Origin of the sequence: Ruminococcus sp. AF17-1AC (assembly GCF_003461385.1) — a bacterium.
Taxonomy (GTDB): domain Bacteria; phylum Bacillota; class Clostridia; order Oscillospirales; family Ruminococcaceae; genus Hominimerdicola; species Hominimerdicola aceti.
The window spans coordinates 142,017-168,034 of record NZ_QTWZ01000003.1; the positions used below are offsets into that span (position 1 = coordinate 142,017).

General features: G+C 44.9%; 25 protein-coding genes. 17 read left to right on the plus strand and 8 right to left on the minus strand.

Annotated features, from left to right (window positions below):
• Positions 1 to 13 precede the first annotated feature (13 nt).
• From mutS to DWW81_RS03550, 15 genes are all read left to right on the plus strand, one after another.
• The gene (gene mutS, locus DWW81_RS03480) at positions 14 to 2,629 is read left to right on the plus strand and encodes a DNA mismatch repair protein MutS (protein WP_117896666.1); all 2,616 of its coding nucleotides are present in this window, start codon (positions 14 to 16) and stop codon (positions 2,627 to 2,629) included.
• Positions 2,630 to 2,638: 9 nt separating this feature from the next.
• The gene (locus tag DWW81_RS03485; RefSeq protein ID WP_117896665.1) at positions 2,639 to 2,992 is read left to right on the plus strand and encodes a TIGR04076 family protein; all 354 of its coding nucleotides are present in this window, start codon (positions 2,639 to 2,641) and stop codon (positions 2,990 to 2,992) included.
• A gap of 14 nt (positions 2,993 to 3,006) precedes the next feature.
• The gene (gene mutL / locus DWW81_RS03490; protein WP_117896757.1) at positions 3,007 to 5,085 is read left to right on the plus strand and encodes a DNA mismatch repair endonuclease MutL; all 2,079 of its coding nucleotides are present in this window, start codon (positions 3,007 to 3,009) and stop codon (positions 5,083 to 5,085) included.
• Between the two features lie 21 nt (positions 5,086 to 5,106).
• Complete coding sequence (gene miaA, locus DWW81_RS03495; RefSeq protein WP_117896664.1) at positions 5,107 to 6,051, plus strand: tRNA (adenosine(37)-N6)-dimethylallyltransferase MiaA; 945 nt, start codon at positions 5,107 to 5,109, stop codon at positions 6,049 to 6,051.
• 73 nt (positions 6,052 to 6,124) lie between these two features.
• Positions 6,125 to 6,367 (plus strand): RNA chaperone Hfq, encoded by a 243-nt coding sequence (gene hfq / locus DWW81_RS03500; RefSeq protein WP_022287370.1) that lies wholly within the window; start codon positions 6,125 to 6,127, stop codon positions 6,365 to 6,367.
• Positions 6,368 to 6,385: 18 nt separating this feature from the next.
• Entirely contained in the window at positions 6,386 to 7,621 is a 1,236-nt protein-coding gene (locus DWW81_RS03505; protein ID WP_117896663.1) for an HlyD family efflux transporter periplasmic adaptor subunit, read from the plus strand.
• Positions 7,569 to 8,315, plus strand: a complete 747-nt coding sequence (locus DWW81_RS03510; protein WP_022287368.1) for a YggS family pyridoxal phosphate-dependent enzyme — start codon at positions 7,569 to 7,571, stop codon at positions 8,313 to 8,315. The genes DWW81_RS03505 and DWW81_RS03510 overlap by 53 nt, the downstream gene beginning before the upstream one ends.
• A 2-nt stretch (positions 8,316 to 8,317) precedes the next feature.
• Entirely contained in the window at positions 8,318 to 8,767 is a 450-nt protein-coding gene (locus DWW81_RS13515) for a cell division protein SepF (protein WP_242989556.1), read from the plus strand.
• Positions 8,768 to 8,769: 2 nt separating this feature from the next.
• Positions 8,770 to 9,552 (plus strand): YlmH/Sll1252 family protein, encoded by a 783-nt coding sequence (locus DWW81_RS03520; RefSeq protein WP_117896662.1) that lies wholly within the window; start codon positions 8,770 to 8,772, stop codon positions 9,550 to 9,552.
• Between the two features lie 19 nt (positions 9,553 to 9,571).
• The gene (locus DWW81_RS03525; RefSeq protein ID WP_117896661.1) at positions 9,572 to 10,348 is read left to right on the plus strand and encodes a DivIVA domain-containing protein; all 777 of its coding nucleotides are present in this window, start codon (positions 9,572 to 9,574) and stop codon (positions 10,346 to 10,348) included.
• Between the two features lie 56 nt (positions 10,349 to 10,404).
• Entirely contained in the window at positions 10,405 to 10,920 is a 516-nt protein-coding gene (gene lspA / locus DWW81_RS03530) for a signal peptidase II (protein WP_046440859.1), read from the plus strand.
• Positions 10,907 to 11,824 carry an RluA family pseudouridine synthase gene (locus DWW81_RS03535; protein WP_117896660.1) on the plus strand — a complete coding sequence of 306 codons (918 nt, stop codon included), beginning with the start codon at positions 10,907 to 10,909 and terminating at the stop codon, positions 11,822 to 11,824. The genes lspA and DWW81_RS03535 overlap by 14 nt, the downstream gene beginning before the upstream one ends.
• 17 nt (positions 11,825 to 11,841) lie before the next feature.
• A complete protein-coding gene (locus tag DWW81_RS03540; protein WP_041337186.1) occupies positions 11,842 to 12,663 on the plus strand; it encodes a Cof-type HAD-IIB family hydrolase in 822 nt (273 codons plus the stop codon).
• Positions 12,664 to 12,685: 22 nt separating this feature from the next.
• Entirely contained in the window at positions 12,686 to 13,525 is an 840-nt protein-coding gene (locus DWW81_RS03545; protein ID WP_022287361.1) for a transketolase, read from the plus strand.
• Between the two features lie 3 nt (positions 13,526 to 13,528).
• Positions 13,529 to 14,476 (plus strand): transketolase family protein, encoded by a 948-nt coding sequence (locus DWW81_RS03550; RefSeq protein WP_117896659.1) that lies wholly within the window; start codon positions 13,529 to 13,531, stop codon positions 14,474 to 14,476.
• Between the two features lie 86 nt (positions 14,477 to 14,562).
• On the opposite strand, the gene DWW81_RS03555 is transcribed toward DWW81_RS03550, so the two are convergent.
• The gene (locus DWW81_RS03555; protein ID WP_117856574.1) at positions 14,563 to 15,177 is read right to left on the minus strand and encodes a TetR/AcrR family transcriptional regulator; all 615 of its coding nucleotides are present in this window, start codon (positions 15,175 to 15,177) and stop codon (positions 14,563 to 14,565) included.
• A 276-nt stretch (positions 15,178 to 15,453) separates the two neighbouring features.
• Between DWW81_RS03555 and DWW81_RS03560 the strand changes: the two genes are divergently transcribed.
• Both DWW81_RS03560 and DWW81_RS03565 read left to right on the plus strand, forming a co-directional pair.
• On the plus strand, positions 15,454 to 17,553 hold the full coding sequence (locus DWW81_RS03560; protein WP_117876433.1) for an MMPL family transporter: 2,100 nt from the start codon (positions 15,454 to 15,456) through the stop codon (positions 17,551 to 17,553).
• Between the two features lie 20 nt (positions 17,554 to 17,573).
• Positions 17,574 to 20,006 carry a hypothetical protein gene (locus tag DWW81_RS03565; protein ID WP_117896658.1) on the plus strand — a complete coding sequence of 811 codons (2,433 nt, stop codon included), beginning with the start codon at positions 17,574 to 17,576 and terminating at the stop codon, positions 20,004 to 20,006.
• Positions 20,007 to 20,129: 123 nt separating this feature from the next.
• Here the strand turns inward: DWW81_RS03565 and purD are convergent, their stop codons facing one another.
• The 7 genes from purD to purN form a co-directional block, all read right to left on the minus strand.
• A complete protein-coding gene (gene purD / locus DWW81_RS03570; RefSeq protein WP_117896657.1) occupies positions 20,130 to 21,485 on the minus strand; it encodes a phosphoribosylamine--glycine ligase in 1,356 nt (451 codons plus the stop codon).
• 89 nt (positions 21,486 to 21,574) lie between these two features.
• On the minus strand, positions 21,575 to 22,279 hold the full coding sequence (locus DWW81_RS03575; protein WP_181982655.1) for a PsbP-related protein: 705 nt from the start codon (positions 22,277 to 22,279) through the stop codon (positions 21,575 to 21,577).
• A gap of 55 nt (positions 22,280 to 22,334) precedes the next feature.
• Positions 22,335 to 23,516, minus strand: a complete 1,182-nt coding sequence (locus DWW81_RS03580) for a phosphoribosylaminoimidazolecarboxamide formyltransferase (RefSeq protein WP_117896655.1) — start codon at positions 23,514 to 23,516, stop codon at positions 22,335 to 22,337.
• A 41-nt stretch (positions 23,517 to 23,557) separates the two neighbouring features.
• Complete coding sequence (locus DWW81_RS03585; protein ID WP_117876437.1) at positions 23,558 to 24,091, minus strand: hypothetical protein; 534 nt, start codon at positions 24,089 to 24,091, stop codon at positions 23,558 to 23,560.
• Positions 24,092 to 24,107: 16 nt separating this feature from the next.
• Entirely contained in the window at positions 24,108 to 24,605 is a 498-nt protein-coding gene (locus DWW81_RS03590; protein ID WP_117896654.1) for a hypothetical protein, read from the minus strand.
• Positions 24,606 to 24,635: 30 nt separating this feature from the next.
• Positions 24,636 to 25,352: an IMP cyclohydrolase gene (locus DWW81_RS03595; RefSeq protein WP_117896653.1), complete on the minus strand. Its 717-nt coding sequence runs from the start codon at positions 25,350 to 25,352 to the stop codon at positions 24,636 to 24,638.
• Between the two features lie 22 nt (positions 25,353 to 25,374).
• Positions 25,375 to 26,007 (minus strand): phosphoribosylglycinamide formyltransferase, encoded by a 633-nt coding sequence (gene purN, locus DWW81_RS03600; protein ID WP_117876440.1) that lies wholly within the window; start codon positions 26,005 to 26,007, stop codon positions 25,375 to 25,377.
• Between the last annotated feature and the right edge of the window lie 11 nt (positions 26,008 to 26,018).

A 26,018-nucleotide genomic window follows, 5' to 3' on the forward strand; every position in this document is an offset into this window, starting at 1 on the left:
GGAGTGAGTTTGAGTGGAAACCAAAGATATAGATTTTTCAAAGCTGTCACCAATGATGAAGCAGTATTTTGAAGTAAAGAACAAATATAAAAACCATATACTGTTCTACAGACTGGGAGATTTTTATGAAATGTTCTTTGATGACGCTATCATTGCGTCAAGAGAGCTTGAACTTACTTTGACAGGCCGTGACTGCGGACTTGAAGAAAGAGCGCCTATGTGCGGTGTGCCTCACCACGCCTGCGACGTTTATCTGAAAAAGCTTATTGAAAAAGGCTACAACGTGGCTATCTGCGAGCAGACCATGGATCCTGCCATGTGCAAGGGCATAGTGCCGAGAGAGGTAATAAGAGTAGTCACCCCTGGTACGCTTATCGAAAGCAGTATGCTTGATGAAACGTCCAACAACTATATCTGTGCATTTTATATGAGAGCCAAGGAAAGCGCATTGTGTCTTGCGGATATTTCCACAGGCGAGGTGCATCTGTTTGAGTTTGAGGGCAAGGAAATGACAAGCTCGGCTATAAATGAGCTGTCGAGATTTTCCCCTGCGGAGATACTTATAAATGACGCTTTTCTGTCAAATAAAGAGCTTTCAAGCTTCATAAGAGAAAAGCTCAAGACCAGCGTTCAGCTTTTGGAGGAGAACGATTTTTCCCCTGAGATACATACAGAAGAGGTGCTGAAACAGTTTTCCACAAACAGCCTTGAATCTATTGGCGTTAAGCCTGACACAGTTGCAGCATTTGCGGTGTGCGGACTTTTTGCATACATACACGATACACAGAAAGCATTGGTGGGCAGATTTTCCGAGATAATAAAGCATGACGCCGACCCTATCATGACTATCGGCTTCACTGCAAGAAGAAATCTGGAGCTTACAGAAACTCTCAGAAATAAAGAGAAAAAAGGCTCTCTCCTGTGGGTGCTTGACCATACCAAAACTTCAATGGGCAAGCGTATGCTCAAGTCCTTCCTTGAACAGCCCCTTGTCAATCCTGCAAAGATAATCGACAGACTTGACGCTGTTGAACAGCTCACAATGAAGCCTGTTGAACTTGGCGAGCTAAAAGAGATACTGGGAGGAGTCTATGACCTTGAAAGACTTATGACAAGGGTCATGTATAAGACCGCTACCCCTAGAGATCTTAAATCACTATCGCTGACAGCACTTAAACTCCCTGAGATAAAGGAGCTTCTCAAAGGTTTTGATTCAAAGCTTCTTGCAAACTGCAACAATAAAATATCCACCCTTGAAGCTATCTCAAACCTTGTTGAGAACGCCATTGTTGACGAACCGCCTGTTAATGTCAAGGACGGCAACGTTATCAAAGACGGCTTCAACGAACAGCTTGACGGACTGAGAAATATAATCTCAGGAGGCAAGGGTATAATTGATGATATCGCAGAGCGTGAAAGAGAAAAAACGGGTATCAAAAATCTGAAAATAGGCTATAACCGAGTTTTCGGATATTATATCGAGGTAACAAAGTCTTACTATGACCTTGTGCCTGACAACTATATAAGAAAACAGACCCTTGCCAACTGCGAGCGTTTTATCACGGACGAGCTTAAAGTCGCAGAGAACACTATCCTCGGTGCAAGCGATAAGATAGCAACTCTTGAGCAGGAAATATTTGCGGAGATAAGAGATTTTGCAGCCACACAGCTCAGACTTGTGCAGGAAACTGCCACAGCAGTGGCGCAGATAGACGTGCTTTGCTCGTTTGCAACTGCGGCGGTGAACAATAACTATACAAAGCCTGAGATAGCCATTGACGGCATTATAGATATCAAAAACGGCAGACACCCCGTTGTTGAGCTTATGCAGAAAGATGAGGTTTTCGTGCCTAATGACACATATCTTGATCTTACAAGCAACAGAATGGCTGTCATCACAGGTCCAAATATGTCAGGTAAATCCACATATATGCGTCAGGTTGCTCTTATCACCCTTATGGCTCAGATAGGCTGTTTTGTGCCTGCGGACTATGCAAAAATATCTGTGGTCGACCAGATTTTCACAAGAATAGGCGCTTCTGATGACCTTACCGCAGGTCAGTCTACCTTCATGGTGGAAATGAGCGAGGTTGCAGATATCGTAAAGCACGCCACCAAGAACAGCCTTGTTATCCTCGACGAGGTGGGCAGAGGTACTTCCACATTTGACGGAATCTCCATTGCAAGGGCAGTGTCAGAGTACATCTCCACCAACAGATCAATGGGCTGTAAGACCCTGTTTGCTACCCACTATCACGAGCTTATCAGCCTTGAAAAAGAGCTTGACGGCGTGAGAAATTTCTCTGTTGCAGTAAAGCGTCAGGGGGATAGTATCAAGTTCCTTAGAAAGATAGTTCCGGGCGGAGTTGACGAAAGCTACGGCATAGAGGTGGCAAAGCTTGCGGGTCTGCCAAACAAGATAATAAACAGAGCCAAAGAGCTTCTCGAACAGCTTGAAGCGGAAAACAAAAAGGCAAGAATTGCCGCTCAGCAGATAGAAAGCGACCAGATATCCTTTGACAAAATAAGCGACAGCATCGTTACCGACAGGCTGAGAAAGACTAACATAGACGAAATGACCGACAACGAGCTTAGAGATTTTGTGAAAGACTTGCTGAAATATGTTTAGGTGAGCGTCATGAAAAAGTGGTATGACGAGGAGTACGAGTTTGAAATAGAGGTCACGGGATTTCTCCGTGGCGACCATACGGAAAGATATTGCCGAAACGGCGAGGAGATAGGGGATAAATATTTCTGCGCCTATGGCTGTCCTGTGAATAAGAACGGCTATGGCATTTGCAGTAAAACAATGATGATGCTTTATCCCATTATGGAAGCTGTCCGCAGCGGAGGAGATCTCACTAAGATAGGCGGCGACAGCAAATATACAAAAACTATCGTCTGTCCTGACGGCTGTGTCATGTTCCACTTGACAGCAAAGCCAACAGGCAAGGAGAATTTTCATACAGGCGGCTTTTGGAAAGAGCCATAGAAAAGGATAGAAAAATGTCAGAAATAAAAGTTCTGAGCAAGGAAGTTTCCGAGCTTATTGCGGCAGGCGAGGTAATAGACAGACCTGCTTCAATAATAAAAGAGCTTCTTGAAAACGCAATAGACGCAGGTGCGAACGTCATAACAGTTGAGATAAAAAACGGTGGCCGCACCTATATAAGAGTGACGGATAACGGCAAGGGTATCTCAAAAGATGATCTGCCTATAGCCTTTCTTCGTCATGCAACAAGTAAGATATCAGCAAAAAATGACCTTGACAGTATTATGACCCTCGGCTTCAGAGGTGAAGCACTTGCTTCTATTTGTGCCGTATCCAAGGTAGACGTGCTTACGAAACGTCCTGAGGAGGATTATGGAACGCATTATGTTATCGAGGGCGCAGTGGAAAAGACCTGCGAAGAGTGCGGCTGTCCTGACGGCACAACTTTCGTTGTGAGGGATATTTTCTATAATGTTCCTGCAAGACTGAAGTTTCTGAAAAAGGACGTTTCAGAGGGCAATTTTGCCGCAGACCTTGTTACAAAGCTTACCCTTTCACACCCTGAGATATCATTCAAGTTCATCAGGGATAATAAAGTTGAGATATTGACAGCAGGGGACGGCAAGATATATTCCGCGGTTTATTCAGTTTATGGCAGAGATTTTGCAAACTCCATGCTTGAAGTTGACTATACATGGCAGGGTATGCACATAACAGGCTTCACTGTGAAGCCTCTGTCTGCAAAGCCTAACAGACGTTTTCAGAATTTCTTTGTGAACAAAAGATATGTGAAATCAAGGGCTTGTGCGGCGGCACTTGAAGAAGCCTACAGAAATCTTCTTATGACGGGAAAATTCCCGGCTTGCGTGCTTTATATTGATATCCCACCGAATACCATAGATGTGAACGTCCACCCTACTAAAATAGAAGTGCGTTTTTCAGACGAAAAGCTTATGCACGAGGCTGTGTTCTTTGCAGTGAAAAATTCCCTTATGAAGAATGACAGACCTAATGAGATGCACCTTGACAACAAGCGTAATTTCACCGACAGAGAGCTTTTTGATATACCTAAAAAAGATAACAGCGTCCAGCTTAAATTCGCCATGGAGGATAATAGTCAAAAGCCTGCTGCCTCAAAGGCTGATATACCTGCCCTAAAGCCGCAGGCAGAGAAACAGTACGAAAATTCGTACAGCTATCAAAAGCCTGCACCAACGCTTAAAACTGTGGAGTGCAGGAGCATAACTGAGGAAGAAAAAGAAAAGCTCAGCGGCAGTGACGATATGTTCCTTGCAAGCCTTGAACAGCCTGCAAAGAAAGAAACAGCCGTTACAGAGCTTTCAGGCCCTGAGCCGAAGCCCCATAAGGTGACAGTGGAGGAGATAAACAAGGCGATAAGCGAGATGCCTCTCCCCGAAGAGCCGGAGGAGCAGAGCGGAGAAGCTTTCAAGTTTATCGACGCTCAAAGCTTCACAAAGAAAAAGCCTGTTTCCGTTATCGTGGAGGAGAAAGAGCCTGAAAAGCCGAAGCCGGTTGTGGTGGGCGAGCTTTTCAAGACCTATGTTGTGGCACAGGTGGGCGACGAAATGATACTTATGGATAAGCATGCCGCCCATGAGAGATATATTTTCGAGAGGATAAAAAGCGATGCCGAACAGCTTGAAACGCAAATGTTTCTAGAGCCTATCATGGTGTTGCTTTCCTATGACGAGTATGACGCTCTCACCGCAAACCTCGATAAGGTGTCACAGCTTGGCTTTGAGATAGAGCCTGACGTTGCGCCAACTGTTGCAGTAAAGGGCGTGCCTATCATTCTTGGTGACGATAACCCTGCGGATATAATCAGCGAACTTGCAAAGAATTTTATCGAGAATAAACTCAATCCGCAAATAGAGCTTTTTGACGACCTCTACCATTCTATCGCCTGCAAAGCGGCAATAAAGGCGAACGATACCAACAGCGGAATAGAATTGCAGGCGCTCGTAAACGCCGTTTATGGTCAGGAAAATATCAGATATTGCCCTCATGGCAGACCTGTTATGATAACCCTCACCAAAAGAGATATCGAAAAGCAGTTCAGACGAGTTCTATAAAAAATGCAGGAGGCGAAAGCTATGGAAAATAAAATACCTCTCCTTGTCATTGCAGGGCCTACCGCCAGCGGAAAGACCGCCTGCGCAGTGGAGCTTGCAAAGATATATGACGGTGAGATAGTTTCCGCAGACTCTATGCAGATATATAAGGGTCTGAGCATCGCCACTGCAAAGCCTACCAAAGAGGAAATGCAGGGCGTGCCACATTATCTTGTAGATTTTCTCGAGCCTGAGCAGGCTTTTTCCGTGGCAGATTATGTGAAGCTCGCAGGTGAGCGTATCAGAGAGATACACAGCCGTGGCAAAGTTCCTATTCTCTGCGGGGGAACAGGTCTTTATATAAGCTCACTTGTGAACAACGTAATCTTTGACGATACCGAAACGGACGGCTCAGTCAGAAAACGTCTTGAGGAGGAAGCCAAGACGCTGGGCGGTCACGTTTTGTGGAAAAGGCTCAGAGAGGTCGATCCCGAAACTGCGGAAAAAGTCCATGAAAACAACCTGCCAAGGGTCATACGAGGACTTGAAGTCTTTGAAACTACAGGTATACCGCTTTCACAGCATAAGGTGAACAGCCGCCGTGAGAAGTCGCCATATAACGCCTGCATTATCGGTCTTACAGCTTCCGACAGACAGTATCTCTATGACCGTATAAACCGCCGTGTTGATGTAATGGTGGAAAACGGGCTTATAGAGGAGTGCAGAGTTTTTTATGACAGCTTTACCCCTGCTACGGCTTATCAGGCGATAGGCTATAAGGAGCTCGTGCCGTATTTTGAAGGCAAAGCTGAGCTTTGTGAATGTCTCGACAAAATCAAACAGGAAAGCCGTCATTATGCCAAAAGACAGCTTACTTGGTTTAGACGAGTTGACGGAATTAAGTGGGTTGAAACAGATAAATTTGATAGTTTTCAAAAAAATATAGAAAATATCAAAATTATTATAGCCAAATCGGAAATTATGTGATATAATATAATTTGAAAGATTTTATAGTAAAAAAAGCAATACAATGCTGTAAAAATTTTTAGGAGTGTTATTTATGAATAAGAATCTTAATCTTCAGGACGTTATACTCAACCAGATCAGAAAAGACAAGATAGCGTCTACTTTTATCCTTATGAACGGCTACCAGTTCAAAGGCGTTGTAAAGGGCTTTGACAGCTATGTTGTAGTTCTCGATTGCGAGGGCAAGCAGAACATAGTTTATAAGCATGCTATCTCAACTATCGTTCCGTCAAGATATATCAACGTTCTTGACGCCGCAGGCAATTCAGATATTTAAGAGGGCGGGCAGTAAAAAATGAATTCTCTGACCGTTAAAATACTTACCGGTCTGCTTTCTGTGCTGATAATCACAACTATCGGCAGTCAGATATACAGTGCACTTACAGAGCGTCATGACACCGAGGAAGCTGTGCTTGTTACTATCAATGAGGATATTGCTTTTAAGGGCGTTGTAATCAGAGATGAAAAGGTTGTCACCTATGACGGCGGCGGAGTTTTGGATTATACCTATTCCGACGGCAGTAAAATATCTGTTGGCAATACCATAGCGTCAGTTTATTCTTCTGAGGACGCTGTTACAGCGAAAAACAAGATAAAGATACTTGAAAGCGAGATAGCCGCCCTTGAAAGAGCACAAAATCCGGGTACAACGAATTATGTTCAGCCTGAAACGCTCAAAAGCAAGATAGATAAGGAATATAAGGAGCTTCTCTCATATTCTTCTCAGGATAATTTCTCTGAGTTTGCAAAAACAAGAGAGGATATGTCCCTTGTGATGAATATTTATAATATCGTCACAAAGACCGAGCAGAGCTATGACGAAAGGATAAGCCAGCTTCAGGCAAAAGTCAAGGAGCTGGAGAAACAGACCTCAGGCTCAGGAAAAACGATCACTGCTGACGAAACAGGCTATTTTGTTTCCTATGCAGACGGCTATGAGAGCGAGCTTACTATGGAGAACGCTTCCCAGCTCACTGACAAGGATATCCAAAAGGTCATCGACCAGCCTAGTAAGGACGCACCGAACGCCATTGGCAAAATGTTTTCCGACTATTCATGCAGGATAGCAGGGATCATGGAAAACGATAAAAGGATAACAGAGGGCGCATGGCTCAGAATGACGCTCAGTACCACAAAAAACATCTATGACGTTAAGGTGGAGTCTGTTAAGCCTTGTGAGGACGATGAGAACAAGGTGGTCGTTGTGCTTTCATGCGACAGACTTGACGAAGCCCTTGTTGAGTCAAGAGTGCAGTCTGCGGAGCTTATCTTCGACGAGTATCAGGGCCTTAAAGTTCCAAGAAGTGCGATACGTTTTCAGGGCGATCAGAAGGGCGTTTATGTGATACTCGGCAAGGACGTTACCTTTAAGAAGATCAATGTTATTTACGAGGGCGATGATTATGTGCTCTCTGAAAATACCTCAAACGAGGATTATCTGCTGCTTTACGATCAAATTTTGTTAGAGGTGGTATCAGATGAAGATGTGCAGCAAAGTAGATCAGACAGCAACGCTGTCACCTCAGGATAATTATTTTCCGGAGGTTCTTGAAAACTGTAAGGAAATATGTTATAATGTAGAGAACGCCAAAGCAAAATGGCGTAAGCCTGACGAAGAAGTCAGGATAATGGCTGTCACAAAGACAGTGCCGCCTGAAAAGGTGAATTTCGCCGTGGCTCAGGGCTTTAAGCTGCTGGGCGAAAACAGGGTGCAGGAGTTTCTTTCCAAGAAGGAAGCTTACGATAAAAGTGCAGAAGTGCAGTTTATCGGACATTTGCAGACCAATAAGGTGAAATATATAATCAATGACGTTACTCTGATACAGTCTGTCGATAACCTGAAGCTTGCTCATGAGATAAGCAGGCTTGCAGTGAAGAATAATAAAACTATGAACGTCCTTGTGGAAATAAATATAGGCGACGAGGCTACTAAAAGCGGTGTTTCCGCTGAAATGGCGGAGGAGCTTGTAAGACAGACCGCGCAGCTGCCTAACGTTTCTGTTAAGGGTCTTATGGCTATCCCTCCTGTTGGCTCAGGGGAGGACGTTTTTGAAAAAATGCACGGTATCTTTCTTAGTGTAAAGGAAAAGGATATACCGAACGTGTCTATGGATATTCTCTCAATGGGAATGTCTGGGGACTATGAGCTTGCCATAAAGCATGGCTCGAATTTGGTGAGGATCGGAACAAAGCTTTTCGGAGCTAGAAAATATTTGGAGGATTGAAAATGGGTGCAATGCAGAAATTAAAAAATCTCTTTGTAGGCGAAGATGAACTTGAGCAGGAGGACGCAATGTATCAGCAGCCGATGTATGAGAATAAAACAGAATACAACGAAGCACCAAAGAACACAGGTGCATATGGCAATAACGCACGTCCGGTAAGAATGGAGCAAACTACGACTTTGCAGATAGTTCTTGCAAGACCAAACGATTTTTCAGAGGTCAAGTCTATCGGCGGCGATATAAATGAGGGAAAGACAGTTCTTCTCAACCTGGAAACTGTCAAGAGCGAGGACGCAAAGAGAATACTTGACTTTATCTCAGGCGTTGCGTATGCAAATGGTGCAGACATCAAGATGATGGCTCAGAAAACTTTCGCAATCATGCCTAGAAACGTTGGCTTCTCAGGAGTTGACCTTATGAGCGAGCTTGAAAATAACGGCTACAGCTTCTAAAAATGGCTCGTGCTAAATATCAGTTTTTGCCCGACCTGTCTGAGGACGATATCCGTCTGTTAGACAGAGTGTCCGATTGGATAATGGCGGCTGATGAAAAGTATATAACAAAGTTTTCTGCGTTTCTCGATGAGAGGCAGTGTCTGCTGTGTGAAAAACTCATGGCGTCTGTGAAATATGAGAATTATAGGCTTTGGGGCGGATATGAAAACGCCGCAAGGCGTATGCTGTGCGTCTATCCTGAGTATGGCGAGGCGGAAAGTGAGGATTTTCCTATCACCGCAATTACCCTGCTGTATCGCAAAGAGGATAAAATAACTCACAGAGATATCCTAGGCTCGCTTATGGGATTAAGAATAACAAGAGACAGCGTTGGCGACATTCTTGTGGGAGATGGAAAGTCAGCGGTGTTCCTGCGTTCATCTGTTGCAGGCGAGGTGACAAGTGCTCTGACGAAAGTCGGCAGAGCAGGAGTAAAGCTCCAGGAAGGCTATGACGGCAGTATACATATTGAGCAGAAAATTCAGGAAATAAGCGGTACTGTGGCTTCCATGCGTGCAGATTGTATCTTAAGTCTTGCCGCAAGGATATCACGAGAAAAGTCAGCACAGCTTATAAAAAACGTGGGCATCGAAATAGACCATATGCCGAAAAATTCACCGAAAATACTTCTTGAAGAGGGCTGTACATTTTCAGTGAGAGGATGCGGAAAATTCAAGCTCCTTTCAGTTGACGGCACAACTAAAAAAGACAGAATACATATAACTTTAAATAAATTTGTGTAAAGATCACGGAGGTCCTAGTATGTTAAATCCAAATAATATTAAAGGAAAAACTTTTGATACCGAGAAAAACGGCTATTCAAAAGAAGACGTAAAAGAATTTCTTGAGCAGGTAGCCGAGGATTATGCCGAAGTCGTAAAGGCAAATCAGGATACCGAAGCAAAGATAATCAAGCTCGTTGAGAAGATAAACGAGTACAGAGAGGACGAGGAAGCTATCCAGCAGGCTCTTGTCGTGGCTCAGAAAGAGTCGAATAAGATACTTACTGAGGCCAAAACTCAGGCTCACGATATGATCGAGTCTGCCAAAACAGAGCAAGTAAGACTCGCAGAGCAGAGTGCCTCTGAGTGTGAGAGAATAGTTAAGGAGCATAAGGAAAAGTGCGCTGAGCTTATCAGAACTAATACCGAGATAACAGAAAAGAAGATAAATGAAGTAAGAGCCGCTTATGACGAGGAGCTTGCTAAGTTTGAGAACCTCAAGGCTGAGGTAACTCAGTTCAAGGCTGACCTTACTCAGCTTTATAATAAGCAGATAAGACTTATTATGGAAATTCCTGCGTCCGAGCCTGCCGAGGATACAGCAGAGGAGTATGAGGAAGAAGAAACAGTCGAGGAAACACAGGAAGCTGCAGAGGAGCAGGCAGAGGAAACAGCCGAGCCGGAGGAAACTGTTGAGGCTGAATCTGCACCTGTTACTGATAGCGAGCACGTTGAGAAGATACTTAACACTGGTTCTTTCGACCCTGTTATACCAAAGACAGCTCCTGCTGAGCTTAAATTTGGTAAAAATAATTAATTCAAAGGCTCTGTTTTCCGCAGAGCCTTACTGTTCATAAATGGAGTAGGGAATAGATGTTTGTAATTTCGCTTGTTATCATGGCAGTTCTCGTTGCCGCCGACCAGCTCATAAAGCTTGCTGTGACAAATAACCTGCCGTTGAATGGTCAGCCTGTGGAGGTCATAAAGTTTGGCAGCTTTAAGGTGTTCAGCCTGACACATATAAGGAACTCAGGAGCAGCATGGAGCATGATGTCAGGGAAGACTTGGTTTCTTATCGGTCTGCCTGTTGTCGTACTGATCGTGGCGGTGATCTATATGTATAAGATACGCAAAGGCTCAAAGCTGGAGCTTGTGTCGTTGGCTATGGTGCTTGCAGGCGGTATCGGCAACCTTATTGACAGAATAAGGGTAAAAGAAGTGGTGGACTACATCAAGTTCGAGCCTATCAATTTCCCTATCTTCAACTTTGCGGATATCTGTATCGTTATCGGCGGAATTTTGTTCGTTATCTGCTTCTGCTTTTTGGACGAAAAGAAAAAGCCGATCCGTGACGATATAAAGGTCAAAGACGAAAATGACAAAGCTTGATTTCATTGCCACTGCCGAGCAAACAGGCGAGCGTATCGACAGATTTTTGTCAGCGCAGGATACAGGTCTTACACGTTCCGCTGTGCAGAAGCTTATCGAGGACGGTGGCGTCACAGTTGGCGGAAAAAAAGTATCGAAAAATTATAAGCTGCATAACGGTGACAGCGTTGAGATAATTATTCCCGACCCTGTGGAGCTTGACGTCAAGCCACAGGATATCCCCGTGGAAATAGTCTATGAGGACAGCGAGCTGCTTGTGGTGAATAAACCTAAAGGCATGGTGGTGCATCCTGCCGCAGGCAATCCCGATGGCACTTTGGTGAACGCATTGCTTTATCATTGTCAGGGCAGGCTCTCTTCAATAAACGGCGTCATTCGCCCCGGGATAGTCCATAGGATAGACAAAAATACAAGCGGTCTGCTGATCGTTGCCAAGACCGACAGCGCACATAACTTTCTTGCGGCTCAGATAAAAGAGCATAGCTTTACAAGAGAGTATGAAGCTGTACTCACAGGCGGCCGCCTAAAGACTCCTACCGGTACGGTTGACGCACCTATCGGCAGAAGCAAATATGACAGAAAGAAAATGTGCGTGACAGAGCAAAACTCCAAGCACGCAGTTACCAATTATGAGGTGCTGGAGGAGTTAGGTCAGTATTCGCTGGTGAAATTCCGCCTTGAAACAGGCCGAACCCACCAGATAAGAGTACATTCCGCCTATATCGGTCACCCTGTCTACGGCGACGATGTTTACGGCAAAGCTGTAAAGGGAATCGAGGGGCAGTGCCTCCACGCAAAGAAAATTGGTTTTATACACCCTGCGACCAAGGAATATATGGAGTTTGACAGCGAATTGCCCGATTATTTTCAGGCGGTGCTGAAAAAACTCAGAGCAGGGAATTGACCCACGGAAGTGATTTTATGTTTGAAGATATATCAAAAGTCCTGCTTATAACGGATATGGACGGAACTTTTCTTCCCGCAAGCAAGATACCTACCCCGAAAACTCTCGCCGCTGTCAAGCGTTTTGAAGAGGCTGGTGGCAGATTCTCTATCGCTACAGGCAGAGCCATTCAGGCGGCTAGACAGTATTTTGACATGGTGAATGTGAATTGTCCTATCATAATGTCAAACGGCGGAATGGTCTACGATATCCACACAAAAGAGCAGATATATAACGTCTTTCTGCCAAGCTTTGCGGCGGATATCGTCAAGGAGATACTTGCCGATAATCCTTATGTTGGCTGTGAAGTGCTTACTGTCAACGAGGTCTATGTGCCAAGCATGACCCCTATGGAAAAGCGCCATAACGAGATCTGTAAGCTCATTCCCGTTCAGTGTGCCGTTGACGAGATACCTGACAAGAACTGGTATAAGGTGCTTTTTGCAGTTGAGCCTGAGCGTATGGACGAGCTTATAAACTATGTGGCAAAAAAAGGCTACAAAGGTGTAGATTTTGTGCGTTCAAGTATCGAGTATTACGAGATACTTCCACAGAATATATCAAAAGGTACGGCTCTTGAGGAGCTAAGAAAAGCTTGTGGCATGGAGGATTTTACTTTCGTGGCAGCAGGCGACTATAATAATGATATTGAACTTCTTCAAGCGGCTGACGTGGCATATTGCCCGTCAAATGCGGCAGAGGAGGTCAAAAAGGTTGCGGATAAGGTCTTTGAGCAGTCCTGCGAGGAGGATTTTATTGCCGCAGTCATAGATGAAATTTTTGAAAAACTGAAGAAATAATATTTTTTTGGAGGTCAAAAGTATGGACGAAACATTAAAGAAACAGCTTGAGATCACAGCCTGCAAGGTTCGTCTTGGAATACTCGAGGGAGTATTCAACGCAAAGTCGGGTCATCCGGGCGGATCGCTTTCTATAGCAGATCTGCTCACTTATCTTTATTTTGCCAAGATGAACGTATATCCTGATAAGCCGGAAGAGCCTGAGAGAGATAGACTCGTGCTTTCAAAGGGTCACACAGCACCTGCACTCTATGCAACTCTTGCAGAAAAAGGCTTTTTTCCAAAGGAGGAGCTGAAGTCCCTCAGACATATCGGTGCAATGCTTCAGGGTCACCCTTGTATCTCTATCCCTGGCGTAGATATGTCCTCTGGATCCCTTGGACAGGGCATTTCTGTAGCCTGCGGTATGGCGCTGTCAGGAAAGCTCACAAGCGATACCTATAAGGTGTATACTATCCTTGGCGATGGTGAGATCGAAGAGGGTCAGGTATGGGAGGCTGCAATGTTTGCCGCTCATTATAAGCTTGATAACCTCGTTGCTGTTGTGGATAATAACGGTCTTCAGATCGACGGAAAGATAGAGGACGTAATGTCGCCATATCCTATCGTTGACAAGTTTGCAGCATTTGGCTGGCACGTTATCACAGCCGACGCCCACGATTTTGACTCACTTGAAAAAGCATTCAACGAGGCAGAAACAGTATGCGGTCAGCCTTGCGTTATCGTAATGAAGAGTATCAAGGGCAAGGGCGTTTCATTTATGGAAAACAACGTTTCATGGCATGGTTCAGCACCTAACAAGGAGCAGTATGAGCAGGCTGTGGCAGAAATAAACGAACAGCTTAAAAGTCTGGAGGGTTAAGCAATGGCAGAATTGAAGAAGAAAGCTACAAGAGAAAGCTACGGCGAGGCTCTTGCAGAGCTTGGCGATAAGTACGAGAACCTCTATGTTTTTGACGCAGACCTTGCTGCTGCAACAAAAACAGGTATATTCAAGAAGAAATTCCCTGACAGATTTTTTGACTGCGGTATCGCTGAATCAAATATGATGGGCGTTGCAGCAGGTATGGCTGCAACAGGCAAGATACCATTTGCTTCTACATTTGCAATGTTCGCCGCAGGCAGAGCATTTGAGCAGGTAAGAAACTCTATCGGTTATCCTCACCTCAACGTGAAGATAGGTGCAACACACGCAGGTATCTCTGTAGGCGAAGACGGTGCAACACATCAGTGCAACGAGGATATCGCTCTTATGAGAACTATCCCTGGCATGGTGGTAATAAACCCTGCCGACGACGTTGAAGCAAAGGCTGCCGTTGAAGCCGCTATCCTCCATGAAGGTCCGGTTTATCTCCGTTTCGGCAGACTTGCCACACCTGTTTTCAACGACCCTGAAACATATAAGTTTGAGCTTGGCAAGGGCGTTAAGCTCCGTGACGGCAAGGATATAGCTATCGTTGCAACAGGCCTTATGGTTTATGAAGCTATCGAGGCTGCAAAAACACTGGCAGCCGAGGGTATCGAAGCAACAGTTATCAATATCCACACTATCAAGCCAATCGACGAGGATATCATCGTTGAAGCCGCAAAGAACACAGGACTTCTTCTCACAGTAGAAGAGCATAGCGTTATCGGCGGACTTGGCTCAGCCGTTGCTGACGTTCTTGCAGCAAGACACCCTGCAAAGCTTGTTAAGATCGGCGTTAATGACGAGTTCGGTCATTCAGGCCCGGCAGTTGATCTTCTTAAAGAATATGGCCTCTGCGCAGACAATATCGTTGCAAAGGCAAGAGATGCTGTTAAGGCAAAGTAATAAAAGCACCAAACGGACGGATATCTTCCGTCCGTTTTTTTGTACACAAAAAAGACACGCTTACGATCTTGTAAACGTGTCTTTTATTATGCTTTTACAGTGCCTGCATGAGTGTCGATAATGTTGTTTATACATATGTAAAGATAAGGCTTAAGCTCGCCAATGTCCACAGGCTCGTTGTAAAGTATGGACGAGTAGCAGGTTGAGCTTACAAGCTCAACTATCATGAATATCATGACCTCAGGCTGAACAATATTATATGGAGCGTCAGCAAGCATAGCGTCATAAATGTTGCGGAAGTCGATGTCATCGTCCTTTATAGGCGACGTAAGAGCGTGCTTGAAAACGCCCCAGCTAAGATTCTTTGCAATAAAAGTCAAAAGCGACTTGTTCTCGTTTAGCTGGTTGATGATGTTGTCAACAATAAAAATAATTCGTTCGTTAAAGGTGAGCTTCTTGCCGCTCGCATTTAATGCCTCGATAGCGTTTCTGAAAAGCTGTGACGACTTGTGAGAAACAAGCTTGTTTCTTATGTCATATTTGTCCTTGAAATAAAGATAAAACGTCCCTTTCGCCACACCAGCGTTGTTCACAATGTCTGAAATAGAGGTCTTGCTCACTCCCTTGGTGGTAAAAAGACTAAAAGCCGTGTTAAGCAGAGAGTCCTCCTTTACCTTTTTATTGGTATCAAGCTTGCCCATTTTAACACGTCCTTCCTTATTATAATATACAATTTGTATGCCACATATACACAGGTTTACTGTGGTTGACCCTAAATCTATTATAATACAAAACCGTCTCAAAGTCAACTGAGCAAAATGACCAATAGTCAGTTATGACCGTTGGTCATTTTGTGCAACTCTACAAAAAGAATGACTAATGGTCATTTTGCTATTGACTGTTGGTCATTTTTGATGTATACTATGAATTGTTAAAAGACCGAAAGGTCAAAAACTATGTGAAGGGAATGACATTTGATGCAGAAATTTGGCAGAGGAGTTGTAAAGCTCCGAGTACCGATACTCATAGTCAGCGTTCTGCTGCTGATACCGTCAATATTCGGATTTGTCAGCACAAGAATAAACTATGATATTCTTTCATACCTCCCGTCAGACATTGAAACCATGAAAGGTCAGGATATAATGCTTGACGAGTTCGGCAAGGGTGGCTTTTCGCTGGTAATGCTTGACGGCATGGACGATAAGGACGTTGAAAAGGTCAAGGAGAAGATCGAAAAGGTAGACCACGTTTGCGATGTTCTCTGGTATGACACCTTGGCAGACGTTTCACTTCCAAAGGAAGTTCTTCCTGATGATATTTACGATTTCTTCAATACAGATAACTCCACAATGATGGCTGTCTTTTTTGACGAAGCGACCTCCGCTGACGGCTCACTTGAAGCTGTCAAGGAGATAAGAAGCATCGCAGGCGAGCAGTGTTTCGTAAGCGGTATGTCCTCAGTAGTTGAGGATATCAAGGATCTGACAATGCAGGAAGCTCCGATGTACGTCGTTATCGCAGTTATCCTTACAAGTATCATACTTGCACTTACAATGGATTCGTTCCTTATCCCACTGTTCTTTATGCTCAGCGTGGGCATGGCGATAATCTATAACATGGGAACGAACTTCATACAAGGCGAAATATCGTTCATCACCGAGGCTCTGGCGGCTGTACTACAGCTTGCGGTAACGATAGACTACTCGATCTTCCTGTGGCACAGCTACAAAGAGGAGAAAGAAAAGCACCCCGGTGACAACAAAGAGGCTATGGCAGTCGCCATCGGCAAAACTATCACCTCGGTTGTTTCAAGCTCTATAACAACAGTTGCAGGCTTCCTTGCACTTTGCTTCATGAGCTACGAGCTTGGCATGGACATGGGTATCGTAATGGCAAAGGGCGTTGTTATCGGCGTTATCTGCTGCATAACTGTTCTGCCTTCGATGATACTTGTATTCGACAAGGCACTTGAAAAAACAATGCACAAAGACCTTGTTCCAAGCCTTGAAAAGCCTTCAAAGTTCATTATCAAGCACCATGCAGCATTTATCGTACTCTTTATAGTTGTACTTATCCCTGCCGTGTATGGTCAGATAAACACCAATGTCTACTATAACCTGACAGATACTCTTCCAAAGGATCTCAACAGTGTTATCGCAAACACAAAGCTAGATGAGGAATACAACATGGCAACGACCCATATGCTCCTGGTTGACGCTGATATGAAGCCAAAGGAAGTAAACTCTATGCTCGACGAAATGGGCAAGGTTGATGGTGTAAGCTTCTCAATGTCACTGGATACTCTTATCGGTCCGTCTATCCCTCGTGAGATAGTTCCTGAGTCAGTAACAAAAATACTCAAGAGCGACAAATGGCAGCTCATGCTGGTCGGCTCTGAATATAAGGTAGCTTCTGATGAAGAGAATGCCCAGATAGATGAGCTTAGCAAGATACTTAAATCCTACGATAAGGACGGAATGCTTATCGGTGAGGCGGCGGCAACAAAAGACCTTATCGACATAACAGATCATGACTTCAAGGTAGTAAATATAGTTTCTATCGCCGCTATCTTTATCATCATTCTTATTGCACTGCGTTCAGTTTCACTGCCTATCATTCTGGTAGCCGTTATCGAATTTGCTATCACAGTAAACATGGGTGTTCCGTGCTTTACGAATACCACCATACCGTTCATAGCGTCGGTAGTAATCGGTACTATCCAGCTTGGTGCAACAGTTGACTACGCTATCCTTATGACAACAAGATATAAGACCGAGCGTAACGCAGGCAAAGATAAGCATGAAGCTGTCACTATCGCACTCACCACTTCAATGAAGTCTATCATGGTCAGCGCACTTGGCTTCTTCGCTTCAACATTCGGTGTTGGCGTATATTCAAGCGTAGATATGATCTCACAGCTTTGTACGCTCATGTCAAGAGGTGCAATAATCAGTATGATAACTGTTATCTGTATACTTCCTTCAATGCTTATGCTGTTCGATAAGGTAATAATCAATACAACAATGGGCATGAAGAAAAAAGAAAATAAGCTTTATAAGCTTCCTGAAATAAACTAATTCGTAAAGGAGATATAGTTATGAAAAAGTATTCAAGAGTTCTTGCAGGCATACTTGCCGTACTTCTTTCCGCAGGCTGCACAGGTCTTTATGCAGCAGCTCAGTCAGACAGCTCTTCCGCTGCCGACAGCACTGCCTCAACAACAAAGAGCGAATCAGATAAAAAAGATACAAAAGATACAAAGAAAGCTGATAAGTCTGACAGCGATACAGAAAAGCAGGCTAAGGAAGAAACAGTTTATGTTATCACTGACGCTTCCGGCAACAAGACAAAAACAGTCGTTTCCAACTGGCTGAAAAACCCACAGGGCGTAAAGAAGCTGGAGGACGTTTCCGACCTGACAAATATCGAGAATGTTAAAACAGACGAGGGCTTCACAGCCAATGGTGATAAGCTCACATGGGATACCGAGGGCGGAGATATCTACTATAAGGGCTATACCGATAAGGCACTCCCAGTTGATGTAAAGGTAACATATACCCTTGACGGCAAGGAGATAAAGCCTGAGGACCTCGCAGGCAAGAGCGGTAAGCTTACAGTAAGATATGACTATACGAACAACGATAAGAAAACTGTCAAGATAAACGGCAAGAAAACAGATATCTATGTTCCATACCTTATGGCAACAACAGCTATCCTTGATACTAACGTTTATTCAAACGTTGAAGTAACAAATGGCAAGCTCATTTCAGACGGAAGCAGACAGATACTTATAGGCGTTGCAATGCCTGGCCTTACAAAGAGCCTTGATCTTCAGGATAACGAAGATATTGAGATACCGGAGTACGTTGAGTTCACAGCAGACGTAAAGGACTTCGAGTCAACGACCTCTCTCACAGTCGCAACATCTGACATCTTCTCAAAGCTTGACCTTAGCGATATCGGTGATGCTGACGATCTTCAGGATAAGCTTGATGAGCTTTCTGATGCTACAGACGAGCTTGTAGACGGCACAGCAGAGCTTTACGCAGGCATCAAGAAGCTGTCCGATTCCTCAGGAACACTTATCACAGGTATCGACAAGCTTTATTCAGGCTCTAAGTCACTTGACGATGGTGCAAAGACACTTAACAGCGGTGCAACAAAGCTTCGTGACGGAGCAAAGACCCTTGATTCTTCAACAGGTGAGCTTATGAGAGGTATCTCCACAGCTCATAGTGGTTCAACAGCCCTCCTCGGTGGTTTCGATCAGGTAAACAGCGGTATGTCAACCTTGAAGAACGGCTCATCATCACTTTCAAGCGGACTTTCACAGGTATCCTCAGGCGCACAGCAGGTAAATAACGGTGCTGCAAGCCTTGCCGCAGGCACAAATAAGCTTGTTACAGGCGTAGGCGACCTCCAGGCAGGCTCTAAAAATCTTGCCGCAGGCACAAAGCAGACCTATGACGGTTCAACTGCACTGAAAAAAGGCGTTGCAACACTTAATGCAGGCGTTTCCACACTCTATGAAAAGGTGCAGACACTCCCTGCAAGCGTTGAACTTCTTTCAAATGGCATAACAAAGGTAGATAACGCACTTACACAGTCTATCGCATACGACCAGCAGGTACTCGCAGGATTGGAGCAGCTTCTAGGCAATTACGAAGAAGGCTCAGCAGAGTATACGAGCATAAGCAATATGATAGCAGCCGTAAATGGCTCTATCCAGTATCAGCAGGGCGCACAGAGCGGCCTTGGCGATGTTTCAACAGGTGTCGGCACAATGGCTACCGAGGGCAAACAGCTTGTTGACGGTGTAACTCAGATATACAATGGTCTTAACGATAAGAAGAAAGGTCTTGTCGCAGGCGTTGATAATTTGAATACAGGACTTAAAACAGTAAACGAGGGCGCTTCTGCACTTAAAACAGGTATCGGCACACTTGCTAAGTCCAGCAAGGAGCTTAACAATGGTGCAGCTACACTCTCCGCAGGCACAAAGAACCTCTCCGCAGGAGTAAGCTCAGCACAGGCAGGCGCAAGCAAGCTTGATAAGGGTGTTGACAGCCTGAACTCAGGCGTATCAAAGCTTTCAAACGGTGCAAAAACTCTTGACAGTGGTCTTGGTCAGCTTGACAACGGCAGCAAGCAGCTAAAAGACGGTACCGCAACACTCTATACATCACTTGTAGAGCTTGCACAGGGTACAACAACACTTTCAAGCGGCAGTGCAGAGCTGTTCAGCGGTATCGGTCAGCTCAAAGACGGCAGCTCACAGCTTTCATCAGGTGTTAAGAAGCTTGAAAGCGGTGCAAAGACCCTTAAAGACGGCATGGCTAAGTATAAAGACGAGGGCATCGGCAAGCTCCTTGACATCTACAACAACGACCTCAAGGGACTTATCGACAGACTTGACGCTCTCAAGACAGCAGCCGAGGATTCAACAACATTCTCAGGCGCAGCCGATGGCGTTGAAAGCTCAGTTAAGTATATTTACGAAACTGCGGCTATTGAAAAAGCAGACGAGTAATTTTTACTTCCCACACATAGCAAAGACCCCCTTGGACAGAAATGTCCGAGGGGGTCTTTGTATTTATAAACGTATTATCTGTACAAAAAAACGGACGGAATCTCTCCGCCCGTTTTATATATCCTACTGTCTTAGATAAACGCCGTTTTCTTCGATGTAGTCCTCCATGTCCTGCTTGTATTCAAGATCAAGAGAATCTTTAGGAAGTGCTTTCAGTGCTTTCTGACCAATGTCTTTTCTGAAATGCTCTCCCTCGAACTTTATCTTGGAAACAGCCTCGTAAGACTTGTCAAGTGCGCCCTGAAGCGTGTAAGCATTGCAGGTAACACCCAGAACACGACCGCCGTTTGTGTAGAATTTGCCGTCCTCATACTTAGTGCCTGCGTGATAAATAAACGCTCCGTCTACCTGACCCTTGTCGTCCATACCGAACATCTCGATACCCTTTTTGTACTTAACAGGATATCCTCCGCTCGCCATAACAACACAAGTGCAGTAACCTGACTTCCAGCCGATCTTGACATCAGCCAGCCTGTGTTCATAAATAGCCTCGAATATCTCGCAAAGATCACCCTCCAGCATAGGAAGAACGACCTGCGTTTCAGGGTCGCCAAAACGGCAGTTGTATTCAATTACCTTTGGACCATTAGGGGTGAGCATAAGTCCGAAATACAAACAGCCCTCAAAAGTCCTGCCCTCAGCGTTCATTGCATTGATAGTCGGCAGGAAGATCTTCTCCATGCACTCTTTGGCAATGTCCTCAGTGTAGTAAGGGTTAGGTGCAACAGTACCCATTCCGCCTGTGTTCAGACCCTTGTCGCCGTTCAACGCTCTCTTGTGATCCATTGAAGAGATCATAGGAACAACAGTCTTGCCGTCAGTGAATGAAAGCACAGAAACCTCAGGACCTGTGAGATATTCCTCCACAACGATAGTGGAGCTGCTCTCACCGAACTGCTTGTCATCTATCATTGAGTGTATAGCCTCCACAGCCTCTTTCTCACTCTCCGCCAGAATAACGCCCTTGCCAAGTGCAAGTCCGTCAGCCTTTATGACAGCAGGGTATGTGTTCTGTTCCTTGACATATTTTATAGCGTCCTCACTGTTTGTGAACACCTCGTATTTGGCTGTAGGAATATTGTATTTCTTCATAAGATCCTTAGAAAAGACCTTTGAACCCTCGATTATAGCCGCATTTTTCTTAGGACCAAAGGTCTTGAAGCCCTCAGCCTGCAAAGCGTCTACCATTCCAAGTACAAGCGGATCGTCAGGTGCAACAGCCACCATGTCTACTTTAAGCTTCTTTGCCAGAGCCACAACGCCCTCGATATCCGTTGCCGCAACATCAAAACATTCTGCATAGCGTGAAATGCCACCGTTTCCGGGTGTGCAGTAAAGCTTTCCTACCTTAGGGGACTCCGCAAGCTTCATAACGATAGCGTGTTCACGTCCGCCTCCGCCAACAACTAATATGTCCATTTTCAGACCTCCTCAGTGTGTTTTTCCAATTATAACAATACCGCACACCTATGCTGTGCGGTATCGTCATTTATTTACTTCGTATATTATTACTTAAGCTCAAAGCTGTCAAGAACTGTCTTGAACTCGTCAGAAAGCTTGCTGTAAGCGTTCTCGCTTGCACCATATGTGATAACAACAAGGTTGCCGTTGTCAGAAGTGATTATCTGATTGAGCAGTACCTTCTGTGAGCCGATCTCGCCTGTTACGTCAACAATGTAAGCGTCCTTGCCTGCAAACTTATCTTCCTTGTCGTTTGTAACAGTGTAGCCGTCCATGGAATTATATGTTTGCTTGATCTGGTCAGCATAATCACTTGCTGTAAGACCATTGAGCAGATCGTTTGACATTGAGATAACGTTGATAGAAGCAGACTCAAGCTCAGCATCATCGCCTGCGTCAGCGTATGTGAACATTACGTCAACACCAGCAGACTCCTGCATTGCCCACTTCTTTGAGTCGATCTTGAAAGTATACAGATCGCTTGTGTAAACGTCATTCTCATATGTGCCTTTAGCCTCGTCGCCAGTGCTTGTTGTGTCGTCAGCAGAAGTTGTTGTGTCAGCAGCTGACTCCTCAGGTGCAGCAGTTGTAGTTGTTGTGTCAGCCTTAGACTCGACAGCAGGTGCGGCTGTAGTTGTAGTAGTTGTTTTAGCCTCAACCTTTGACTCACTGCTTGAATCGCTTGACTCTGAGCAGCCTGTAACTGCAAATACCATTGACAGTGCCATGAGTGATGCAAGTAACTTTTTCATAATAAATTTCTCCTTTTCTTCTTGACCTTTATTGTTTTGCATTAATGCACAAAAATTAGTGATGGAATAATCTTATTCCGGTGAATGCCATTGCCATGTTGTACTTGTTGCAAGTCATGATAACATGATCGTCCCTGATAGATCCGCCCGGCTCGGCAATGTAAGCCACGCCGCTCTTTTTAGCTCTCTCGATGTTGTCGCCGAATGGGAAGAAAGCGTCAGAACCAAGGCAAACGTCTGTGTTCTTTGCAAGCCACTCCTTCTTCTCAGCCTCAGTGAGCACCTCAGGCTTTACCTTGAATGTGTTCTGCCATACGCCCTCAGCCAGTACATCATCATGCTCGTCAGAAATGTAAACGTCGATAGCGTTATCTCTGTCAGGACGTCTGATGTTGTCCACAAACTGAAGTCCCAGAACCTTTGGGTGCTGTCTGAGCCACCATATGTCAGCCTTGTTTCCTGCAAGTCTTGTGCAGTGTATTCTTGACTGCTGACCTGCACCGATACCGATAGCCTGACCGTCCTTTACATAGCAAACGCTGTTAGACTGTGTGTATTTAAGTGTGATAAGTGAGATAACAAGATCAGTTTTCTTGTCCTCAGGTATCTCCTTATTGTCTGTCACGATATTTGTGAGCATATCGTTGTCTATTTTCAGCTCGTTTCGACCCTGTTCAAAAGTTACGCCGAAAACCTGCTTTCTCTCAATAGGTGCAGGAACATAGTTCTCATCTATCTTGATGATGTTGTATGTACCCTTTCTCTTTGACTTGAGTATCTCAAGAGCCTCGTCAGTGTAGCCGGGTGCAATGATACCGTCAGAAACCTCTCTCTGGATCATCTTTGCAGTGCAAGCGTCACACTCGTCAGAAAGTGCGATAAAATCGCCGTATGATGACATTCTGTCAGCACCTCTTGCTCTCGCATAAGCGCTTGCAAGTGGAGTAAGCTCGCCCAGATCGTCAACAAAATATATTTTCTTTTCGACCTCGCTCAAAGGCTTGCCGATAGCAGCGCCCGCAGGTGAAACGTGCTTGAAAGAAGTTGCCGCACACATACCTGTTGCCTTTTTAAGCTCTCTTACCAACTGCCAGCCGTTGAATGCGTCAAGCAGATTGATGTAACCCGGCTTGCCGTTGAGCACCTCGATAGGAAGATCCTTGCCCTCCTCCATGAACACTCTTGACGGCTTTTGATTAGGGTTGCAGCCGTATTTCAAAAGCATTTCATTTGCCATAATTTTTACCTCCGTTATTTTTTATGAATAGTCCCTTTACGTCAGTCCATTGCAAATAATGCCACTCCTGCCATTACCGCCACAATAAGCACCGCAATAAATGACATATAGAAAAGCAGTATCAGCCTGCCTTTGCCTTTCTCTTTTACGTCCCACTTTTTTGACGGAATAGTAGGTCTTGTAACGCCCAGTATTATCGGTACAATGAGCATATATCCCAGTGTAAAGAGAATAAGGTTTATGCTTGGCGTTTCGTCTTGATTTTTCATAAGCATAAAAACAGGTATCACAAGTTCAGCGTGGGCGACCGACATAAATATACGCCATATCCTCCGCTGCTTTAGCTTTCTGTCCCTTACGCTGTTGAGTGCCTCCTCCGAGGCTTTTCTTTTAAGGAACTCCTCCTGCCTCAGCCTTACCTCTTCAAGCTTTGCCTCGTCAACTATCTTGACAGTTCTCGTGCCGTCATCAATGTAGTTCTGAGTGCCGCAGTAAGGGCAGTAGACGATCTTTTTATCCTCCTCAATGGTTATCTCGCCGCCGCAGTGTTTGCATTTAAGTGCGATAAGCTCCAAATTACTTCCCCCCCGACTATTTCAAATACTTCAAGTAAATTTTACCCACAGCGAAGAAAATCACCGTGAACGTTATGTAAAACAGTACCGCAGTCTTTATTCTGCTCAGCCCTCCTGCGTTTCTCGGCTTGACCACCGCCAAAAGTATCGGAAAGCCTATCCAAATGCATATTGCCGCAATTATGGCGAATACCGACTGATACATAACAGCACCGCTGAACAGCAGTGTAAAAACAACGTGCAAAACAATGGAAAGAATTATCCAACCCTGTCTTTGTGATGCAGACTTGTATCTGTCCCTGTCCTCTTCGTTTTGGAGCTTTCTGTCAAAGTCTGAGACCTCTTTGTTGAGCTTTATTTCTCTGAGCCTTGCCTCGTCGATAACGTTGATTATCCTGTTGCCGTCATCAAGAAGTATCTGTGAGCCGCAGTATTTGCAAAACGTCCGCTTTTGTCCCTCGTGGACCTCAAGCTCACCGTTGCATTTGGGACATCTTAGAGCAACTAACTCCATTTTTCAAACTCCCTGTCTATGATCCTTTGCTTACTTGCTGTACTTATTAACAATCTTAGAAACAGCCTTTCCGCTTGCGATATCAATGTATCTTACAAACAGCGATACCTTGTTGTCCTTGTTGAGTGCTTCCCAAAGCTTGCCGGTGAACTCCTCGATATCGTTAGGTATCTCCACCTTCTTAGGCTCGCCCTCAAAGCTTGGCAGAGGATTGCCGTCACCCATGTAAGTGTGGATAAAATGACCCACGCCGTCAAGAGGGTTGGTGTATGTGTAAGTAAATCTCTCGCAGCAGTCAGGGTTGCCGTCAGCGGACTTGAGTATGCTCATAGCATAATTATATGCGCCGTTCTCAACGTGCATGATACCTGAAATACGAGGAGTGTAGTTTGGAGCGTCGTCCTCATACTCTCTCGTCCTCAGTGACTGCTCAAAAGTCTGCTGCTTGTCCATAAGCTCGTAAATAGTGTCCGTCTGATCGCCGTTTGTAACGATAGTCTTGTTTCCAAGCACACGAACAGGGGAGTATATAATAAGGTGTGGGTCAGAAAGCTTGCTAGGGTCAGCAGCTTCTGTCTTTATTCCGTCCTCAGTTTCAGTGAAAACTCTGTTTCTTGAATTAACACTTCTGCCCATGATAAAATAAGCCGTTACCGCACTCTTTCCGTCAGCAGACTTGCCTATAACTATTCCTCTGCCCGGATATGAGTTGCTTTTAAGCTCGTCATAAATATTAAGGGTCTTCATATCTTGTCCTCCATAATTTTTCTCAGTCTTTAAGGTCAACGTAAGCCTTGCCGTCCTTAATGCTTATCCTGTCCTCGCAGAACAGCGAAACCGCCTTCGGCAAAAGCTTCCATTCAACGTTTTCCATTATCTTCTTCTGTAAGCTTTCAGGCGTCTCGTCATTGGCTACGTCCACAGTGCCCTGCAAAATAATAGCTCCGGCGTCAGCCTTTTCGTTTACAAAATGTATAGTCGCACCCGATACCTTTACACCGTATTCAAGAGCCTTTTCATGAACTTTAAGTCCGTAAAAGCCCTCGCCGCAGAATGACGGTATCAGTGCAGGGTGAACGTTTATTATCCTGTAAGGATAAGCCTTTGTAACGCATTCGTCAAGAATTATCATAAATCCTGCCAGCACCACAAGGTCAGCACCTTGTCTGTTAAGCTCCGCCAGAATAGCTTCGCTGTAACTCTTGCTGTCAGCATATTCCTTCCTCGGAATAACGACAGTGCCGATACCTGCATTTTTCGCCCTCTCCAGAGCGTAAGCACCCTCCTTCGAGGATATAACGCAGGTTATCCTGCCGTTTTTTATAATGCCGCTTTTTTCAGCGTCAATAAGCGCCTGTAGGTTTGTTCCGCCACCCGAAACAAGAACGCATATCTTCTTCATATCTCTTTACC

Excerpts from the sequence above, each read along its gene's own strand:
- DWW81_RS03560 (WP_117876433.1), top strand. The coding sequence starts at position 15,454 with ATGCAGAAATTTGGCAGAGGAGTTGTAAAGCTCCGAGTACCGATACTC.
- DWW81_RS03565 (WP_117896658.1), top strand. The coding sequence starts at position 17,574 with ATGAAAAAGTATTCAAGAGTTCTTGCAGGCATACTTGCCGTACTTCTT.
- DWW81_RS03595 (WP_117896653.1), bottom strand. The coding sequence starts at position 25,352 with ATGAAGACCCTTAATATTTATGACGAGCTTAAAAGCAACTCATATCCG.
- DWW81_RS03550 (WP_117896659.1), top strand. The coding sequence starts at position 13,529 with ATGGCAGAATTGAAGAAGAAAGCTACAAGAGAAAGCTACGGCGAGGCT.
- DWW81_RS03525 (WP_117896661.1), top strand. The coding sequence starts at position 9,572 with ATGTTAAATCCAAATAATATTAAAGGAAAAACTTTTGATACCGAGAAA.
- purD (WP_117896657.1), bottom strand. The coding sequence starts at position 21,485 with ATGGACATATTAGTTGTTGGCGGAGGCGGACGTGAACACGCTATCGTT.
- DWW81_RS03505 (WP_117896663.1), top strand. The coding sequence starts at position 6,386 with ATGAATTCTCTGACCGTTAAAATACTTACCGGTCTGCTTTCTGTGCTG.
- DWW81_RS03555 (WP_117856574.1), bottom strand. The coding sequence starts at position 15,177 with ATGGGCAAGCTTGATACCAATAAAAAGGTAAAGGAGGACTCTCTGCTT.
- DWW81_RS03485 (WP_117896665.1), top strand. The coding sequence starts at position 2,639 with ATGAAAAAGTGGTATGACGAGGAGTACGAGTTTGAAATAGAGGTCACG.
- hfq (WP_022287370.1), top strand. The coding sequence starts at position 6,125 with ATGAATAAGAATCTTAATCTTCAGGACGTTATACTCAACCAGATCAGA.
- miaA (WP_117896664.1), top strand. The coding sequence starts at position 5,107 with ATGGAAAATAAAATACCTCTCCTTGTCATTGCAGGGCCTACCGCCAGC.
- purN (WP_117876440.1), bottom strand. The coding sequence starts at position 26,007 with ATGAAGAAGATATGCGTTCTTGTTTCGGGTGGCGGAACAAACCTACAG.
- DWW81_RS03545 (WP_022287361.1), top strand. The coding sequence starts at position 12,686 with ATGGACGAAACATTAAAGAAACAGCTTGAGATCACAGCCTGCAAGGTT.
- DWW81_RS03575 (WP_181982655.1), bottom strand. The coding sequence starts at position 22,279 with ATGAAAAAGTTACTTGCATCACTCATGGCACTGTCAATGGTATTTGCA.
- lspA (WP_046440859.1), top strand. The coding sequence starts at position 10,405 with ATGTTTGTAATTTCGCTTGTTATCATGGCAGTTCTCGTTGCCGCCGAC.
- DWW81_RS03580 (WP_117896655.1), bottom strand. The coding sequence starts at position 23,516 with ATGGCAAATGAAATGCTTTTGAAATACGGCTGCAACCCTAATCAAAAG.
- DWW81_RS03535 (WP_117896660.1), top strand. The coding sequence starts at position 10,907 with ATGACAAAGCTTGATTTCATTGCCACTGCCGAGCAAACAGGCGAGCGT.
- DWW81_RS03540 (WP_041337186.1), top strand. The coding sequence starts at position 11,842 with ATGTTTGAAGATATATCAAAAGTCCTGCTTATAACGGATATGGACGGA.
- DWW81_RS13515 (WP_242989556.1), top strand. The coding sequence starts at position 8,318 with ATGGGTGCAATGCAGAAATTAAAAAATCTCTTTGTAGGCGAAGATGAA.
- DWW81_RS03510 (WP_022287368.1), top strand. The coding sequence starts at position 7,569 with ATGAAGATGTGCAGCAAAGTAGATCAGACAGCAACGCTGTCACCTCAG.
- DWW81_RS03590 (WP_117896654.1), bottom strand. The coding sequence starts at position 24,605 with ATGGAGTTAGTTGCTCTAAGATGTCCCAAATGCAACGGTGAGCTTGAG.
- DWW81_RS03520 (WP_117896662.1), top strand. The coding sequence starts at position 8,770 with ATGGCTCGTGCTAAATATCAGTTTTTGCCCGACCTGTCTGAGGACGAT.
- mutL (WP_117896757.1), top strand. The coding sequence starts at position 3,007 with ATGTCAGAAATAAAAGTTCTGAGCAAGGAAGTTTCCGAGCTTATTGCG.